This is a genomic window from Comamonas sp. MYb69, from assembly GCF_037479315.1.
Taxonomy (GTDB): Bacteria; Pseudomonadota; Gammaproteobacteria; order Burkholderiales; family Burkholderiaceae_C; genus Comamonas.
On the sequence record NZ_JBBGZG010000001.1, the window covers coordinates 1 to 16,250 of the forward strand.

Genomic DNA, 16,250 nt, shown 5'->3' on the forward strand with positions numbered 1-16,250 from the left:
AAACCGGATTTAAATCTTCCTTTTAAATATATATATTATATGCATCTTATTAAAGCAACACAGATCCCACACCCCCAACACCACTTACAACCCCCCCACCACCTCTCCCGCCCCCGGGGCCGCAATTTGGGCTATGGGGGCGCCCCCGGCCGGGGCCCACGCCACCATGGCGATGGCCCCGGCCACGGTCCGCACGGCCATGGCCACGGGCCGGACGCTGCGCGCCACTTGGCGCACAAGCGCGAGCGCATGTTCGAGGCTGGCGGCCTCAAGCTGCTGGCGCTGCATTTGATTGGCCAGCAACCCAGCCATGGCTACGACGTGATCCGCGCCGTGGGCGAGCTGGTGGGCGGCGACTACCAGCCCAGCCCCGGCACCATCTACCCGACCTTGAGCTACCTGGTGGACATGGGCCATGCAACGGCCAGCGAATCCGAAGGCGGGCGCAAGCGCTACACCATCACCGCCGAAGGCGAGCAGGCCCTCGCCGAGCAGGCCGATGCACTGCAGCTGCTGCTGACACGCCTCGCCCGTGGCAAGGACCGCGACGCCCGCCAGCGCCCGCCGCAGTTGGTGCGCGCGATCGAGAACTTCAAGATGGCCTTGCGCCTGAAGATGGCCGGCGACGGCGAGACGGCACTGTCGGCCGAGCAGATCGACAAGATTGCCGCGCTGCTCGACGAGGTCGCTCTGAAGATCGAAAAGGCCTGAGCGCGTTCCGGGCCTGTTGCCCGGCCGCCGCAAAGCTTGCGCCATATCGTGTCGCCAGGCCCTGGGCCGGGGTATGCTCGGTAGTTATCCATCCTCCGGGATGACAACCTCTACCGAGCAAGACCATGCAACGACGCCACTTTGTAGCCGCTACCCTGGTCATGGGCAGCGGCTCTGTTTTTGGCCTGGCCGGCTGTGCATCCCGCCAGTCCGCCCACCCCCGTGCCGACCGTGCCTTGCACAAGGCGCTGACCCTGATTGAAGCCCAGAGCGGTGGCCGCCTGGGCGTTTATGCGTTTGATGCTGAGACCGGCGGTGAGGCCGGCTACCGCAGCGATGAGCGCTTTGCGATGTGCAGCACCTTCAAGACCTTGCTGGCTGCCCATGTGCTGTACCTGGGGCAAACCGGTGCGCTGGACCTGGGCCAGCAGGTGCTGGTGACCTCGGCCGACATGGTGCCCTATGCGCCGGTGACGGAAAAGTACCAGGACCAGCCCGGTGGCATCAGCCTGCTGGAGCTCTGCGAAGCGATTGTGGTGGTCAGCGACAACGTCGCCGCCAACCTGCTGCTGCGCGCCAGCGGCGGGCCCGAAGCCTTGACGGCCTGGCTGCGCACTTTGGGCGATAAGGCCACGCGGCTGGACCGCACCGAGCCGCTGCTCAACACGGCCGAGCCCGGCGACCCCCGCGATACCACCACGCCGCGAGCCATGCAGGCGACCTTGCAGGCGCTGCTGCTGGGCGATGTGCTCAAGGGCTACGGGCGCGCGATGCTGCAGCAGTGGCTGACAGACAGCCGCACCGGCGACCAGCGCGTGCGCGCGGGCCTGCCGTCGGAGTGGCGCGTGGGCGGCAAGACCGGTGCCGGTGCCCACAGCACCGCCAATGACTGCCTGATCGCCTGGCCCAATGCGGCCTCGGAAGGCCTGATCATCACCGCCTACCTGACCGGTGGCGGGCGCACGACCGCACAAAGCGATGCGGTGATGGCCAAGGTGGGCGCAGCGATTGCGCAGTGGCACGCTGCGCTGTAAGCGAGCCTGCTCCTACGATTTGGCAGCTGGCTGGCGTGGCCCCGCCAGCAAGCCTTTGCACAGCTGCAGCAGTGCCCAGACCAGCACCAACGGTATCACCAGCGTCTGCAGCGCAAATACCACCATCAAGGTCACCAGCCGTTCCACCTGCTGATCGAGCTGCTGCTGCAGCTCGCTGAGCTTGTCGCGCAGCGCATCGCCCGGGTTGCGTACAAGGTCCTGCACCCCCGATGCCGCCTGGCTGGCCGATTGCTGGGCCTGCTGCCCCCATTGCTTGAAGCGCTCCCAGAGGCTGGGTGACGGCGTCACGGCGGGGCTGGCCGGCGGGGTCGGCGTTGCCGCGTCCGCACTTGGCGCTTTGGCCGGGGCGCGCACATCAAACTGCTGCAGCTGGCCGACGGCGCCTTCGGTGGCGATCTGGTTCTCCTGGTAGGTCTGCGCGATAAAGTGCTGGAACAGCGCCTCGCTGCCGATGATGGTGACCGGCATCACCAGCCGGGTAAACAGCAGCACCACCAGCAAGCGGCTGAGCCAGGTGGGCACCGCCTGCTGGCGCCAGCGCAGCAGCAGCCAGGCCAGCGCGATAAGCGTGAGCACGCCGGTGACGCCATAGCTGCCGCCCATCGACAACAGCAGCTTTTGCAGGCCAAACGCGATGCTGGCCCAGAGCATCCAGTCGGCAAACTGCGCTACCAGGTCGCTGATGGGCGCCAGCACCTGGCCCAGCGTCAAGGTCAGGCCCACGCCCATCGGCTGCACGGCCAGCTCGGTGCCTTGCAGCACCGACACGACGCTGTGCAGCGCACGGGCGGTGGCAAAACTGAGCAGGGAGCGCTGCAGGCCGTCATCCACATAGCGGTCGGCGATGGCCTGAAAAGCCGGCAGCCAGCACAGCACAACGGCCAGCACCAGCAGGCTGGCCAATGCGATCTGGCGGGGTGTCCAACGGATGGTGCCTGGGGGGCGGGGGGAAGAGAGAAGATTGTTCATCGGCGGGCGGCCAACGGGGTGACCGTAAGTCGAAGGAACAACCGATTATTCCAGATACATCTGCGCGAGCTTCTGCTGTGCCTTTGCATCCACGCCCAGCACCTTTTCCACATAGTTGGGGATGCTGCCATAGTCCTGCAGCACGGGCTGGATCGCGGCGGTCAGGAAGGGTTCCTGCACGCGCCACAGCACCTGCAGCACTTCCTCGGGGATGTGGGCGGCAGCGGCCACGGCTTCGGCCGGGCGGTGGTAATAGTCGTTGGTCAGCAGGTAGTCCTGCAGCACGACATGCTGGGGCACGCCCAGGGTGGTCAGCAGCAAGGTGGCGGCCCAGCCGGTGCGGTCCTTGCCAGCGGTGCAGTGGAAGACGATGGGCGCATCGCTGTCCAGCAGCATCTCGAAGAACTGCGCAAACGGCGCGGCATTGTCGTGGATAAAGCTGCGGTAGGTGTCCTGCATCAGCACGACGGTGTGGTCGGGCGTCAGGCGCTGGCCTTGCTGCATCAGGCTGAAGGCGCGCTGCACCAGGGTCGGCTCGATGGCCAGCGAATGGTGCTGCAGGCCGTCGATCGCATAGTGGTCCACGGTCTGCTCGCGCTGGCCGCGAAAATCGGCCGAGCGGGCCACGCCCAGCTCGCGCAGCAGCTGCAGCTGGGACTCGGGGCTGAGCAAGGCCAGGTGGTCAGAGCGGAACAGCTTGCGCCAGCGCACCGTGCGGCCGTCCAGGCCCTGGTAGCCGCCCAGATCGCGGAAATTGGTGGTGCCCGCCAGTGGCAGGTGGCGGCTATAGGCCTGGGTGGTGGCCTCGGAGGTGATGGGTGCAGATTCGGCTTGGATGGGCATGCTTTGTTTATAGCCCATCTGCAAGTCCGGGGTACGACACCAGGGTGTCATCCCTTTGCAGCGCTTTTTAGTGCCGCAGCGCCGGGGCGGGCGACTCTGTCTCAACGGTGACCGCCTGGCACGCGGCGCATGGCACCATCTGCAGGCCCCCTTACCCGAAGACCGCACCATGGATTTTTCCCTGTCCCCCGAACTGCTGGCGCTGCGCGACAAGACCCGCGCCTTTATCGCCGAGCAGGTGATTCCGCTGGAGAACGATGCTAGGCAAAGCCGCCATGGCCCCGATGAGGCGCTGCGCCGCGAGCTGGTCGAGCGCGCCCGCGCAGCCGGCCTGCTCACGCCCCATGCTTCGCGCGAGCTGGGCGGGCTGGGCCTCACGCATATCGAGAAAGCGGTGGTGTTTGAAGAGGCCGGCTACTCCTGGCTGGGCCCGACGGCGCTCAACATCCATGCGCCCGATGAAGGCAATATCCACCTGATGGAGGCGGTGGCCACCCCGGCCCAGCAGGCGCGCTGGCTGCGCCCGCAGGTGGCGGGCCAGCTGCGCTCCTGCTTTGCAATGACCGAGCCGGCGCCCGGTGCCGGTTCCGACCCGGCGGCGCTGGCCACGGTGGCGGTGCGCGATGGCGATGACTACCTGATCAGCGGGCAGAAATGGTTCATCACCGGCGCCGAAGGGGCGGACTACGCCATCATCATGGCCCGCACCGAAGACGGCGGCGCCACGATGTTTCTGAGCGATATGGACCAGCCCGGCATCACGCTGGAGCGCTCAATGGATGCGATGGATGCCTGCTTTACCGGCGGCCACGGCGTGCTGCGCTTTGACCAATTGCGTGTGCCTGCCAGCGCCATCCTGGGCGAGGTCGGCAAGGGGTTTCGCTATGCCCAGGTGCGCCTGGCGCCCGCGCGGCTGACGCATTGCATGCGCTGGCTGGGCCAGGCCCGGCGTGCGCAGGATGTGGCGCTGGCCTATGCCCGCCGCCGCACCGCCTTTGGCAAGCCGCTGTCCTCGCATGAGGGCGTGGGCTTTATGCTGGCCGATAACGACATGGACCTGCACACCGCGCGCCTGCACATCTGGCACACGGCCTGGCTGCTGGACCAGGGCGAGCAGGGCAGCTATGAATCGAGCCGGGCCAAGGTCGTCTGCTCCGAGGCCGAATGGCGCGTGGTGGACCGCTGCGTGCAGATTCTGGGCGGGCAGGGCGTGACCATGGAGACCCCGGTGATGCGCATCTTCATGGACATGCGCGCCTTTCGCATCTACGACGGCCCCAGCGAGGTGCACCGCTTCAGCATGGCGCGCAAGCTGGTGCAGGCGGCCGAGAAGGATGCGCAGGCCGAGCGCGGCGTGCCAGCGATCATCCAGGCGGTGCCCGCAGCGCCGCGCCCGCTGTGAACGCGGCTACCTCCAGCCCGCAGGCGCTGGCGCAGCGGCTGCAGCCTTATTTGCAGGACCTGGGTCTGTCGGGTGGCGAGCCGATCACGGTGAGCGTGCTGGCGGGCGGCCAGTCCAACCCCACCTACAAGCTGCAGCTGGGCGGCCGGCAAATGGTGCTGCGCAAGCAGCCCGCCGGCAGCCTGGTGGCCGGAGCGCATGCGATTGACCGCGAGCACCAGGTGATGCAGGCCCTGGCCGGCACGGCGGTGCCCGTACCGCGCATGCTGGCCTATTGCGACGATGCCGAGCTGCTGGGCACGCCGTTCTACCTGATGGATTTTCTGGACGGACGGGTGCTGGTGGACCCGGCCTTGCCCGGCATGCAGGCGGCCGAGCGCGGCGCGCTGTACCGAGAGATGAACCGCGTGATCGCCGCGCTGCACCAGCTGGACCCGGCCGCGCTGGGCCTGGGCAGCTACGGCCGCGCCGGCGGCTATGTGGCGCGCCAAACCAGGCGCTGGAGCCAGCAGACCCAGCAGTTGCGGGTGCCCGTAGACCCTGCGATGCAGCAGCTGATGGACTGGCTGCCCCAGCATCTGCCGCAGGCCGAAGAGACCACCCTGGTGCATGGCGACTACCGGCTGGACAACCTTGTCTGGCACCGCAGCGAGCCGCAGATCATTGGCGTGCTGGACTGGGAGCTGTCCACCCTGGGCGATCCGCTGGCCGACCTGGCCTACCACGGCATGGCCTGGCGCGTGCCGCCTGCGCTGTGGCGCGGCATGGGGGGTTGTGATCTGGCGGCCTTGGGCATCCCCGACGAGCGCCAGTACCTGGCGCTGTATGCCGAGCGCACCGGCCGCGACCCGGGCCCCTTGTGGGAGTACTACCTGGCCTTTAACCTGTTCCGCATGGCCGCCATCCTCTACGGCATTGCGCAGCGCGCTGCCGATGGCACGGCGGCGGCCGCTGATGCCGCTGCGACGGGCGCCAAAGCCGGCCCGCTGGCAGCGCTGGGCTGGCAATGCGCGCAGGCTTTTGAGCGCGGCTGATCAGCCCTGAGGCGCCTGCACGCCCGGCGGCAGCGGCGGGCGCGGGCCACCAGGTTGGAAGCCGGGCGGTGGCCGGCCTGGTCCCCCCGGCCCACCGGGTCCGCCAGGGCCACCCTGCATGCCCGGCGGTGGGCCGGGCGGCATCCTGCCTTTGACCTGGCACAGCGTATCGCCCAGATTGCTGCGCAGCACCAGGGTTTTGCTGGCCAGCATCACGCCGGCGATGTTCTGCACCTCCCAGAGATAGGCGCTCTTGTCGGGCTCCTCGCCGACGACGTTGTCGCTGTCCAACGTGGTGTCGGGCTGGCCCTTGTCCTGGTAGTGCGGCGCTTGGGCAAAGATTGCGCTGTTGAGCGCGTCGGGAAACAAGAGCTGCGTGGTCAGCCAGCTGCTGGCCGCATCGCTGGCCTCATAGGCGCCTTGCAGAATGCGGATGTGGATATGGTTGGCGCGGCTCGCATACCAGCCGGGGTAGCAGCTGTCAAAACGCACAATGCCCTCGGCATTACTGCGCTGCCAGCCGCGAAAGAACTGGCGCTGGGTGTCGGCTGCGTTGTTGTTGCACATCGGGACGATCTCGCCCGAGTAGCCACCCGTGTAATTGGTATGCCATATCTCCACCAGCGCGCCAGCAATGGGCTGGCACTGCAGATCGAGCAGTCGCAGCTGCAGGTGCATCGGCAAGCCATCCCAGCCATCGCTGATGTCCACGCGCTCGGGCGACTGGGTGTGGCAGGGGCCGATGGTCGCTTCGCAACTGAGCGTGCATGCGCTGGCAGCGGCCGCGGCAAAGGGGTTGCTGGCGCGCACGGCCGCGCTGATGGCGGCCGTGCCGCCGGTCGCCCAGGGCGCATTGCCGATGGCAGGCGCGGCGTTGGCAGCTGCCGGGGCCTTGGTGATGCTGCTGCAGGCGCCCAGGCTGAGGGCGGGAACGGCCCAGGCCGCTTGCGCAAGATGGCGCAGCATTTGGCGGCGTGACGGGGTGGCTGCTATGGGCATTTTGGGGGAAGACATGCCGCGCATGCTAAACGCCGCATGGGCGGGGATCGCGGCTTTTGCGCCCCGTGGCGGCCTTCTTTACCCGGTTTTACCGGTGCTTGACAGGCCGCTTTCAAACGCAAAACCCAGGCTGCCGCTGGGCAGACTGGGTGCTGGGGTTCAACGATCAGGCATGGCCTTGGGCGGGGTGGTTCACCGACAGGAAATGCTGGACCACCGGGGGTTCGCTGCCTTGGTGGTACTGCGCCACTTCGCTTTGCACATCGGCATCGCTATGGGTCACCCGCTTGTGCTGGCGCAGGTGCTCGGCCCAGGATTCCACCTGGAACCACTCCATGAAGTGGTCCTCGGAGGCGGTGTCCTGCACGATGCCCCAGGCATAGGCGCCATCGCGGCGGCGGGCGGCAGACAGGCGGGCGAGAGCTTTCAGGAAGGGCGCGTGGTTGTCCTTGGCCACGTGGTAGCGGATCTGGATCATCACCGGGCCCCGGTCCTTGTCGACAGCGTGGGCGGTCAGCGGCTCGGGCCAGTGGTTGGATGGCACCAGGTCGGCCTCGCCTTCGGGCAGCTTGATGCGGTGGGCGATCAGGCCCATCACGACCAGGCCGGCAGCACCCACCAGCAAGGTGCTGGGCACACCCAGCGCCTTGGCGGTAAAGCCCCAGCTGAGGCTGCCGAAGGTCATCGCGCCGTTGAACACGGTGAGGTAGACGGCCAGCGCACGGCCCCGCACCCAGTTGGGCAAGATGGCCTGGGCTACACCGTTGAGCGTTGTGAGCGCGGTGATCCAGGACTGGCCCAGCAGCAGCAGTGCCAGCACGGCAGCCCATTGGGGCGGCGATATCGCCAGGAAGGCCATCACGGCAGCGGAGACCAGGGCCGACATCAGCAGCAGGCCATCGGACGACAGGCGACTACGCAGCTTGGGCAGCAGGAAGGCACCGCCAATGGCGCCGACACCGACGGCGCCCAGCAGCACACCGTAGAAGCCGGCCCCACCGCCCAGCAGCTGGCGGGCCACCAACGGGAGCAGCGCCCAGACCGAGCTGGCCAGTGCAAAGAACAGGAAGGCACGCAGCAGCACCACATGCAGCTCGCGGCTGGAGCGGGCATAGCGCAGGCCGGCACGGAAGGCGCCTGCAAAGCGCTCGCTCAGGTCGTCTTGCTCGGCCTTGGGACGCGGCCACCACAGCAGTGCGGCAATCACAAAGGCGTAGCTGATCACATCCACCCCGTAGGTGACCGAGGCACCCAGGCCCGCCAGCACCACACCACCCAAAGCCGGGCCAATGGCGCGGGCAATATTGATGCCCAGCGAGTTGAGTGCTACCGCTGATTTGAGGTCCCGCTTGGCGACCAGCTCGGGCACGATGGCCTGCCAGGTCGGGCCCATCAGTGCGGCGCCAATGCCCCCCAGAAAGGTCAGTGCCACGAGCGAGCCCACCGTCTGCATGCCCATCGCCGACAGGGTCATCAAGGTAATGCTGACGCAGGCCAGCAGCACCTGGATGGCGATCAGAAACTTGCGCCGGTCCAGGATGTCGGACAGCACGCCTGCCGGGATGGCCAGCAAAAAGGCCGGGGCCGAAGCTGCTGCCTGCACCAGCGCGACTGCCGTTGGCGATGGCGACAGGTCGGTCATCAGCCAGGCGCTGGCCACATCGCGCACAAAGCTGCCGGTGTTGCCAACGACGGTGGCGATCCACAGCACGGCAAACAGTTTTTGCTGCAAAGGGGCAAAGCTGCCGCCGGCGGGCTGGGCCGGGGCCGCGGGCTGCGCCGGGGGATGGTCGGGATGGGGGTGGTTCATGGCAGGTCTCGGATCAGCAGAATTTAAAAACGGGGGGCAGGTCGCTCAGGACATCCAGCAGGAGCAGCCCAGTGCGCCAAAGAAGCCTTGCATGTCGGAGGCCGGCACCTTGGAGGCCCAGGCATCGGCATGCTGGTGGCCGTGCATGCCGCAGTGGCTGCCGCAGCCGCAGCCAGCAGCCAGGCTGCGGTAGCGGGCGGGGTTCAGCGAGTTTTTGCCAGCACCTTCGGGCTCGCCCCAGGCGCCATAGCCACCAAAGCGGCGCACGGGCGACCAGTCGGGCATCGCAGGGGGCAGGGGGTTGTCGTCATGGCGGGCAAAGCTGCCTGCGCCATACACCACCCGGCCACCGACCACGGTCAGGTCCGAGGTAAGGAAGGAGATTTCATCCTCGGGCACCTGGAAATAGTCCTTGTTCGGCACGATCAGGTCGGCAAACTGGCCTACCTGGATGCGGCCACGCGCACCTTCCTCGTTGGAGAACCAGGCCACGTTCTCGGTCCACATGCGCAGCGCGGTTTCGCGGTCGAGCAGGTTGCGCTCGGGGTACATCTGCATGCCGCCGACGGTCTTGCCGGTCACCATCCAGGACAGCGACACCCAGGGGTTGTACGAGGCCACGCGGGTGGCGTCGGTACCGGCGGAGACCTTGACGCCTTTTTCCAGCATCTTCTTGACGGGCGGCGTGGCTTCCATCGCCTTGTGGCCATAGCGCTCGGCAAAGTACTCGCCCTGGTAGGCCATGCGGTGCTGCACGGCAATGCCGCCACCCAGCGCAGCGATGCGGTCGATCGAGCGGTCGGAGATGGTTTCGGCATGGTCAAAGAACCAGTTCAGGCCGTCGATGGGGGTTTCCTGGTGCACCTTTTCGAAGACATCGAGCGCGCGGCTGATGGTCTCGTCATAGGTGGCATGCAGGCGCCAGGGCCACTTGTTTTGGACCAGCACGCGCACCACATCTTCCAGCTCGGTCTCCATCTGCGGCGGCATGTCGGGGCGGGGCTGGCGAAAGTCTTCAAAGTCGGCCGCCGAGTACACCAGCATCTCGCCAGCGCCGTTGTGGCGGAAGTAGTCGTTGCCCTGCTTGTACTTGACCGACTGGGTCCATTGCAGAAAGTCGTCCTTCTCTTCCTTGGGCTTTTGCGTGAACAGGTTGTAGGCCAGGCGCACGGTGATCTGGCCTTGCTGGTTGAGCTCTTCGATGACCTGGTAGTCATCGGGGTAGTTCTGCGAGCCACCACCGGCATCGATGACACCGGTGACGCCCAGGCGGTTGAGCTCGCGCATGAAGTGGCGTGTGGAGTTGACCTGGTACTCAAAGGGCAACTTGGGGCCCTTGGCCAAGGTGGAATACAGGATGGTCGCATTGGGCTTGGCCAGCAGCAGGCCCTGGGGGTTGCCCTGGCTGTCGCGCACAATCTCGCCGCCCGGTGGCTGGGGCGTGTCGCGGTGGTAGCCCACGGCGCGCAGCGCAGCAGCGTTGAGCAGGGCGCGGTCATACAGGTGCAGCAAGAACACGGGGGTGTCCGGCGCAATCGCATTGATCTCGGCCAGGGTCGGCAGGCGCTTTTCAACAAACTGGTGCTCGGTAAAACCGCCCACCACGCGCACCCACTGCGGTGCCGGGGTGATTGCCACCTGCTGGCGCAGCATCTCCAGCGCATCGGCCAGCGACCGCACCCCGTCCCAGCGCAGCTCCATGTTGAAGTTCAGACCGCCGCGAATCACATGGGTGTGGTTGTCAAACAGACCCGGCAGCGCGCTGCGGCCCTGCAGGTCGACCTTGCGGGTGCCGCTCGTGGCCAGCGCCAGCACCTCGGCATCACTGCCCACCGCGACAAACTTGCCATCGCGGATGGCAACGGCGCTGGCCGTGGGTTGGGCCTTATTCAAGGTGGTGAAGCGGCCGTTGTGAAAAATGGTGTCGGGGCTGGAGGTGGTCATGGCGGTGGCGTGCGTGGTGGGTGGTGTGGGCGGTAGGCGGGGGCGTTGCCCCCTAAAACGGTTAAACAGCGGGCTTGGGGCCGATGGTGTTGCCGTGCTGTGCACGCTCTGGCGCCTTGTGCACCATCGTGTAGGCATAGTCCACACCCATGCCGTAGGCACCGGAGTGTTCGCGCACGATGTCCATCACCGCGTCATAGGTCTCGCGCTTGGCCCAGTCACGCTGCCATTCCAGCAGCACTTGTTGCCAGGTAACGGGCACCACACCGGCCTGCACCATGCGCTGCATGGCCTGGTTGTGCGCTTCGAGCGAGGTGCCGCCCGATGCATCGGCGACCATGTAGATCTCGTAACCGGCATCATGCATGGCGCTGAGAGCAAAGGTGGTGTTGCAGACTTCGGTCCACAGGCCCGAGACGATGATCTTCTTGTGGCCCTTGGCAACGTTGGCGGCCAGCGCATCACGCACATTCTGGTCGTCCCAGGAGTTCATCGACGTGCGCTCCAGGATGGGGTTGCTGGGGAACACATTCAGCAGCTCTGGGTAGGTGTGGCCCGAGAAGCTGTGGGTCTCGACCGTGGTGATCGTCGTCGGTACGCCAAACACCTGGGCCGCCTTGGCCAGGCCCACCACATTGTTCTTCAGCGTCTGGCGGTCGATGGACTGCACGCCAAAGGCCATCTGGGGCTGCTGGTCGATGAAGATCATCTGGCTGTTGGCGGGGGTCAGGACTTCGAGAAATTGCTTGTTGGTCATGGTGCGTGCTCTTGGAAAAGTTAGAAACGGGAAGGAAGTTGTCTACAAAGGATCTACAGGTGCTCAGTTCAGGGCCGGTGCATCCACCAGCACGATTTCGGTGTCTTCCGTGGCGGTGATGCGGATGGTCGTCTCGCCATGGATGGCAGCACCATCGCGGCTGGACAGCGCCACACCATTGATCGAGGCACTGCCCTTGGCAAGGACCAGGTAGCCATAGCGGTCGGCATGTTCAAAACCGTAGTCCAGGCTTTCACCGGCCTTGATCGTGGCACCCAGCACCCGGGCATTGGCACGGATGGGCAGCGCGTCGCCATCACCGTCCATGCCGCTGGCCAGGGTCACGAACTTGCCGCTGCGGTCGCCCTTGGGGAAGGGCTTGGCGCCCCAGCTGGGCTTGTCGCCTTGGCGGTCGGGCAGGATCCAGATCTGGAAGATGCGGGTCGTCGTGGACTCCAGGTTGTATTCCGAGTGGCGCACGCCGCTGCCGGCGCTCATCACCTGCACATCACCGGCTTCGGTGCGGCCCCGGTTGCCCAGGCTGTCTTCGTGGGTGATGGCACCTTCACGGACATAGGTGATGATTTCCATGTCGGCATGGCCGTGCGGTGGGAAGCCGGTTTGCGGGGCGATGGTGTCATCGTTCCAGACCCGCAGAGCGCCCCAGTTCACGCGCTGGGCGTCACGGTAGTCGGCAAAAGAGAAGTGGTGTTTGGCATCGAGCCAGCCGTGGTTGGCACCGCCCAGGCTGTCAAAGCTGCGTCGTTCAATCATGTCTTTCTCCAGGTGTTTTGTCGTCGATGAAGAAAGTGTAGGTCGCCTTGAATATGATTAAAATAGAAAATATAGAAAAGCATTCATTCCATATTTAATGTGATCGAGAAAGCGATGAAGCCATGAGCAAGCTGCCTGACCTGGAGGCCTGGGCCATTTTTGCCAAGGTGGCCGAGACCGGATCGTTCGCTCGCACCGCTGCCGAGCTGGCGCTGTCGCAGGCAACGGTATCGAAGGCCATCACGCGGCTGGAGGGCCGCATGAAGACCAGCCTGTTCCACCGCACCTCGCGCCGCATGGCGCTGACGGATGCCGGCAGCAGCGCGCTGGAGCGGGCCACGCGCATCCTGCAGGAGGGCGAGGCCGTGGAGGCCGATATCACCGACCGCTCCACCAGCCTGCGCGGCCAGATCCGCATTGCCGCGCCGATGTCCTTTGGCATTGCGCGGCTGTCGCCGATCCTGCCCAAGTTCATGAAGATGCACCCGGATGTGGAGCTGAACCTGCACTTTGCCGACGAGCAGGTGGACCTGATCCGCGACCGCTTTGACCTGGCGCTGCGCATTGCCAACCTGAGCGATTCGAGCCTGATTGCGCGCACCCTGTGCAAGGTGCGCATCTTGCTGGTGGGGTCGCCGGCCTACTTCGAGCGCTATGGCCACCCGGTACACCCGCGTGATCTGGCCCAGCACAAGGGCCTGCAGTACAGCCTGGCGCGCTATGGCACCAGCTGGCGCTTTCGCCATGCGCGCCATGGCGAGTACACGCAGGTGATGCCGATACAGATGCAGGTCAACAATGCCGAGGCGCTGCAGCCCGCGCTGCTGGCCGGCATGGGGCTGGCCTTGCAGCCGTCATTTCTGGTGTGGCAGGAGCTGCGCGATGGAAGCCTGCAGACTGCCATGCCGGGCTGGGAGGCCGATGTGCTGTCGTTGAACATCGTCACCCCGCCGGGCCGTACGCGGCCGGCGCGCGTGCAGGCCTTCATGGACTATGCGGCCCAGCAGTTCATGAACGAGCCCTGGGCGGAGCTGCCGCCGCAGCTGGCCGAGAACCCGCTGGCGGTTTAGCGCGCGGCCGCTGTAGCCGCCGCAGCGCGCGGTGTGCGTCGGCCCCAGTTCATCACCGCGGTGCCCGCCAGCGCCATCGCGCCACCGGCGAGCATCGGTGCATCGATCTGCTCGCCCAGCCACAGCGCCGAGCAGGCCACGCCAATCACCGGCACCAAGGTGATATAGCCCGATGCCGCGCCAGCGCCCAGCGCCTTGACGCCATCGAAATACCAGGCGTAAGCCAGCGCGGTAGAGCCCCAGGCCAGGAACAGCAGCGCGCCCCAGGCGGGCAGGCCCGCATCGAAGGCCTGGGCCATGCCCTGCGGCCCTTCGACCACCAGGCTGGCGGCCAGCAGCATGACGGCGCCGATGGTGGCGGTGATGGCGGTGGTGGACAGCGCATCGACCCCGGCCAGAATGGCGCGCCCCAGCAAGGTGTAGCTGACCCAGCAGGCCACGCAGCCCAGGATCAGCAGCTCGCCCCGGCCCAGGCCGCCAGCCAGCAGCTGGGCCGGATCGCCATGCGAGATGACCAGCACCGCGCCCAGCGCCGCCAGCGCCATGCCCAAGGCAATCGTGCGGTTGATGCGTTCCCGAAAGATCCAGGCGGCCAGCAGCAAGGTCAGTACCGGGTTGAGCGTGATGACCAGCGCCGCCTTGCTGGCGGGCAGGTACTGCAGGCCGCTCAAAAAGCAGGCCGCGTAGCCAAACACGCCTGTGGCTGCAGCGGCTGCCATGCCCAGCCAGCGCTTGGGCGACCAGTGGCTGAGCCCGGCCATGCCGCCTGCCGCATACAGCCAGACCAGCAGCACCACGGCGGCCAGCACAAAACGCAGGCCCGACGCTGCCAGTGGCAGCATGTGCTGGGCCACCATGCGCCCGCTGGGCCAGGACGCGCCCCAAAGCAAGGCCATGCCCATCAAACGCAGGTGCGAGGCGGCCTGCGGGCCGAGGATATTTTGTAAATTCATGTTTGGATGGTGCCTGGACCCGGCGCGCGCAACGCATGCCAGCAGACTCGGGGCGACTATAGCGACTGTGCGTGTCCGGTGATTGGCAGGCAGGCGACAGGTGACCAGCGCCAGGGGCTAAGGACTGGCACTTGCACGGCCAGGCACTGTTGTGTGCTGGCTGCAGACCGCTGGGGCGGATGGTGGATACTGCGCGACAAGCGCGCGTATTCAGCCGCCCGCCAGCGCCGCTATAGTGGCTGCTGCCCGAACTTTCCCCAACGCCTTACCCATCTGCAAGGAGACATCCATGTTCAGCCACATCATGCTCGGCACCAGCGATCTGGAGAAATCGCGCCAGTTCTACGACGCCTTCCTCGCCGCGCTGGGCGTGCCCGCGGGCGCCGCCAACAAGAACCGCTATTTCTGGCGCGCCAATGGCGGCACCTTCAGCGTCAGCACCCCCATCAATGGCGAGCCAGCGAGCATCGGCAATGGCAGCACGACCGGTTTTGCCGCCAGCAGCACCGAGCAGGTGGACCAGGCCCATGCGGTGGGGCTGGCCCATGGTGGCGTGGCCTGTGAAGACCCACCGGGCTGGCGCGGCGAAGGCCCTGCGGCCCTGTACCTGGCCTACCTGCGCGACCCGGACGGCAACAAGCTCTGTCTGGCCTACCGCCAGCCCAAGGTTTAAACCTCAGAAAGCAAAAACGCCCCGCAGCTGCGGGGCGTTGTCATTGGAGGGTGTCAGACCCGGGCGCCGCGTTTGCCGCCCAAGGTGATCCAGGTCAGCAGCACGCCGCACAGCGCGCCGGTGGCCATGCCCACCACCATCGGCAGCGGCTTGCCGCTGGAGAACAGGCCCACAATCTGCATGGCGACCGCACCGGTGAGCATCTGCAAGGTGCCCAGCAAGGCCGAGGCGGTGCCGGCAATCTGGCCATGCGCCTCCAGCGCCAGCACCGAGGTGGTGGGAATCACCAGGCCCATCAAGCCGCTGGCGACAAAGTACAGGCCAATCAGCACGGCGAGCTGGTCGCCGCCTACCAGGTAGTAGGCCAGCAGGCAGCACATCACCACGCCGCTGGCGCTAGCGGCCAGCTTGACGACGGGCACCAGGCCAAAGCGCTTGCCCAGCATGCCGGTGAACTGCGCCGCGCCAATAAAGGCAATCGCATTGAACGCAAAGGCCATGCTGTACTGCGTGGTGCTGAGGCCGTAGTGGTTGATCAGCACAAAGGGCGAGCCGGCCAGGTAGACGAAAAAGCCCGCCATCGCGCAGGCGCCGATAAACACCAGGCCCAGGTAGTGCCAGTCGCGCAGCAGCAGACCATAGGCCTGGAGCACACCGCCCAGGCTGCTGTCCACGCCGTTGTTGGACGCGCGCGTCTCAGGCAGGCCGCGCGCCATGGCCACCATGCCGATCAGCGCGGCCACTGCGACCACCCAGAACACCATGCGCCAGCCGCCGATTGCAATCACTCCGCTGCCGGCCAGCGGCGCGAGGATGGGCGAGACGCTGAAGACCAGCATCAGCAGCGACATCATGCGCGCGGCCTCGTGGCCGGTGTGCAGATCACGCACCACCGCGCGCGGAATGGCCATGCCCGCTGCCGCACCCAGGCCCTGGATAAAGCGCAGCACCACCAGGGTGTGGATGTCCTGCGCCAGCGCGCAGCCGACACTGGCCAGCACAAAAATCGCCAGGCCCAGGTAGAGCGGCTTTTTGCGGCTCCACATATCGGCCAGGGTGCCAAACAGCGGCTGGCCCACGCCCAGCGCCAGGAAGAAGGCCGTCAGGCTGGCCTGCACGGCCCCGACGTGCGCTTGCAGGCTGGCGCCAATCTGCGGCAGGGCCGGCAGGTACATGTCGATGGCAAAAGGGCCAATGGCGGATAGCAGGCCCAGGATAAACACCAGGCGCAGAGAAATGGATGAAGGCATACAGGT

The 16,250-nt window shown here is 66.3% G+C and carries 15 protein-coding genes; 6 read left to right on the top strand and 9 right to left on the bottom strand.

Annotated features, from left to right (window positions below; genetic code table 11):
• Positions 1-249 precede the first annotated feature (249 nt).
• Both WH303_RS00005 and bla read left to right on the top strand, forming a co-directional pair.
• Positions 250-711 carry a PadR family transcriptional regulator gene (locus tag WH303_RS00005; protein WP_339515893.1) on the top strand — a complete coding sequence of 154 codons (462 nt, stop codon included), beginning with the start codon at positions 250-252 and terminating at the stop codon, positions 709-711.
• 125 nt (positions 712-836) lie between these two features.
• Positions 837-1,745 carry a class A beta-lactamase gene (bla, locus tag WH303_RS00010; RefSeq protein ID WP_339515895.1) on the top strand — a complete coding sequence of 303 codons (909 nt, stop codon included), beginning with the start codon at positions 837-839 and terminating at the stop codon, positions 1,743-1,745.
• 12 nt (positions 1,746-1,757) lie between these two features.
• Here the strand turns inward: bla and WH303_RS00015 are convergent, their stop codons facing one another.
• Together WH303_RS00015 and WH303_RS00020 are read right to left on the bottom strand one after the other, a co-directional pair.
• Complete coding sequence (locus WH303_RS00015; protein WP_339515897.1) at positions 1,758-2,735, bottom strand: hypothetical protein; 978 nt, start codon at positions 2,733-2,735, stop codon at positions 1,758-1,760.
• Positions 2,736-2,780: 45 nt separating this feature from the next.
• Complete coding sequence (locus tag WH303_RS00020) at positions 2,781-3,578, bottom strand: tyrosine-protein phosphatase (protein WP_312989002.1); 798 nt, start codon at positions 3,576-3,578, stop codon at positions 2,781-2,783.
• A 169-nt stretch (positions 3,579-3,747) separates the two neighbouring features.
• Here WH303_RS00020 and WH303_RS00025 point away from each other — a divergent pair, with 169 nt between their 5' ends.
• Entirely contained in the window at positions 3,748-4,980 is a 1,233-nt protein-coding gene (locus WH303_RS00025) for an acyl-CoA dehydrogenase family protein (protein ID WP_339515903.1), read from the top strand.
• A complete protein-coding gene (locus WH303_RS00030) occupies positions 4,977-6,014 on the top strand; it encodes a phosphotransferase family protein (RefSeq protein ID WP_339515905.1) in 1,038 nt (345 codons plus the stop codon). The genes WH303_RS00025 and WH303_RS00030 overlap by 4 nt, the downstream gene beginning before the upstream one ends.
• Here the strand turns inward: WH303_RS00030 and WH303_RS00035 are convergent, their stop codons facing one another.
• The 5 genes from WH303_RS00035 to WH303_RS00055 all read right to left on the bottom strand — a co-directional run bounded on the left by WH303_RS00035 (position 6,015) and on the right by WH303_RS00055 (position 12,298).
• A complete protein-coding gene (locus tag WH303_RS00035) occupies positions 6,015-7,028 on the bottom strand; it encodes a dioxygenase family protein (RefSeq protein ID WP_339515907.1) in 1,014 nt (337 codons plus the stop codon). It abuts the gene before it with no gap.
• Between the two features lie 151 nt (positions 7,029-7,179).
• The gene (locus tag WH303_RS00040) at positions 7,180-8,823 is read right to left on the bottom strand and encodes an MFS transporter (RefSeq protein WP_339515909.1); all 1,644 of its coding nucleotides are present in this window, start codon (positions 8,821-8,823) and stop codon (positions 7,180-7,182) included.
• Positions 8,824-8,868: 45 nt separating this feature from the next.
• On the bottom strand, positions 8,869-10,767 hold the full coding sequence (locus tag WH303_RS00045; RefSeq protein WP_021026501.1) for an amidohydrolase: 1,899 nt from the start codon (positions 10,765-10,767) through the stop codon (positions 8,869-8,871).
• A gap of 61 nt (positions 10,768-10,828) precedes the next feature.
• Positions 10,829-11,524 carry a hydrolase gene (locus tag WH303_RS00050; RefSeq protein ID WP_339515914.1) on the bottom strand — a complete coding sequence of 232 codons (696 nt, stop codon included), beginning with the start codon at positions 11,522-11,524 and terminating at the stop codon, positions 10,829-10,831.
• A 63-nt stretch (positions 11,525-11,587) separates the two neighbouring features.
• Positions 11,588-12,298, bottom strand: a complete 711-nt coding sequence (locus tag WH303_RS00055) for a pirin family protein (protein ID WP_339515916.1) — start codon at positions 12,296-12,298, stop codon at positions 11,588-11,590.
• Positions 12,299-12,420: 122 nt separating this feature from the next.
• On the opposite strand from WH303_RS00055, the gene WH303_RS00060 reads away from it, so the two are divergent.
• The gene (locus WH303_RS00060) at positions 12,421-13,368 is read left to right on the top strand and encodes a LysR family transcriptional regulator (RefSeq protein ID WP_116926028.1); all 948 of its coding nucleotides are present in this window, start codon (positions 12,421-12,423) and stop codon (positions 13,366-13,368) included.
• Here WH303_RS00060 and WH303_RS00065 read toward each other — a convergent pair.
• The gene (locus WH303_RS00065) at positions 13,365-14,321 is read right to left on the bottom strand and encodes a DMT family transporter (RefSeq protein WP_339515922.1); all 957 of its coding nucleotides are present in this window, start codon (positions 14,319-14,321) and stop codon (positions 13,365-13,367) included. The genes WH303_RS00060 and WH303_RS00065 overlap by 4 nt on opposite strands.
• Positions 14,322-14,610: 289 nt before the next feature.
• On the opposite strand from WH303_RS00065, the gene WH303_RS00070 reads away from it, so the two are divergent.
• On the top strand, positions 14,611-14,994 hold the full coding sequence (locus WH303_RS00070) for a VOC family protein (RefSeq protein WP_021026505.1): 384 nt from the start codon (positions 14,611-14,613) through the stop codon (positions 14,992-14,994).
• A gap of 53 nt (positions 14,995-15,047) precedes the next feature.
• Here the strand turns inward: WH303_RS00070 and WH303_RS00075 are convergent, their stop codons facing one another.
• Positions 15,048-16,244 (bottom strand): multidrug effflux MFS transporter, encoded by a 1,197-nt coding sequence (locus tag WH303_RS00075; RefSeq protein ID WP_339515925.1) that lies wholly within the window; start codon positions 16,242-16,244, stop codon positions 15,048-15,050.
• Positions 16,245-16,250 lie beyond the last annotated feature (6 nt).

Excerpts from the sequence above, each read along its gene's own strand:
- WH303_RS00065 (WP_339515922.1), bottom strand. The coding sequence starts at position 14,321 with ATGAATTTACAAAATATCCTCGGCCCGCAGGCCGCCTCGCACCTGCGT.
- bla (WP_339515895.1), top strand. The coding sequence starts at position 837 with ATGCAACGACGCCACTTTGTAGCCGCTACCCTGGTCATGGGCAGCGGC.
- WH303_RS00045 (WP_021026501.1), bottom strand. The coding sequence starts at position 10,767 with ATGACCACCTCCAGCCCCGACACCATTTTTCACAACGGCCGCTTCACC.
- WH303_RS00055 (WP_339515916.1), bottom strand. The coding sequence starts at position 12,298 with ATGATTGAACGACGCAGCTTTGACAGCCTGGGCGGTGCCAACCACGGC.
- WH303_RS00050 (WP_339515914.1), bottom strand. The coding sequence starts at position 11,524 with ATGACCAACAAGCAATTTCTCGAAGTCCTGACCCCCGCCAACAGCCAG.
- WH303_RS00035 (WP_339515907.1), bottom strand. The coding sequence starts at position 7,028 with ATGTCTTCCCCCAAAATGCCCATAGCAGCCACCCCGTCACGCCGCCAA.
- WH303_RS00020 (WP_312989002.1), bottom strand. The coding sequence starts at position 3,578 with ATGCCCATCCAAGCCGAATCTGCACCCATCACCTCCGAGGCCACCACC.
- WH303_RS00060 (WP_116926028.1), top strand. The coding sequence starts at position 12,421 with ATGAGCAAGCTGCCTGACCTGGAGGCCTGGGCCATTTTTGCCAAGGTG.
- WH303_RS00025 (WP_339515903.1), top strand. The coding sequence starts at position 3,748 with ATGGATTTTTCCCTGTCCCCCGAACTGCTGGCGCTGCGCGACAAGACC.
- WH303_RS00015 (WP_339515897.1), bottom strand. The coding sequence starts at position 2,735 with ATGAACAATCTTCTCTCTTCCCCCCGCCCCCCAGGCACCATCCGTTGG.
- WH303_RS00005 (WP_339515893.1), top strand. The coding sequence starts at position 250 with ATGTTCGAGGCTGGCGGCCTCAAGCTGCTGGCGCTGCATTTGATTGGC.
- WH303_RS00075 (WP_339515925.1), bottom strand. The coding sequence starts at position 16,244 with ATGCCTTCATCCATTTCTCTGCGCCTGGTGTTTATCCTGGGCCTGCTA.
- WH303_RS00070 (WP_021026505.1), top strand. The coding sequence starts at position 14,611 with ATGTTCAGCCACATCATGCTCGGCACCAGCGATCTGGAGAAATCGCGC.
- WH303_RS00040 (WP_339515909.1), bottom strand. The coding sequence starts at position 8,823 with ATGAACCACCCCCATCCCGACCATCCCCCGGCGCAGCCCGCGGCCCCG.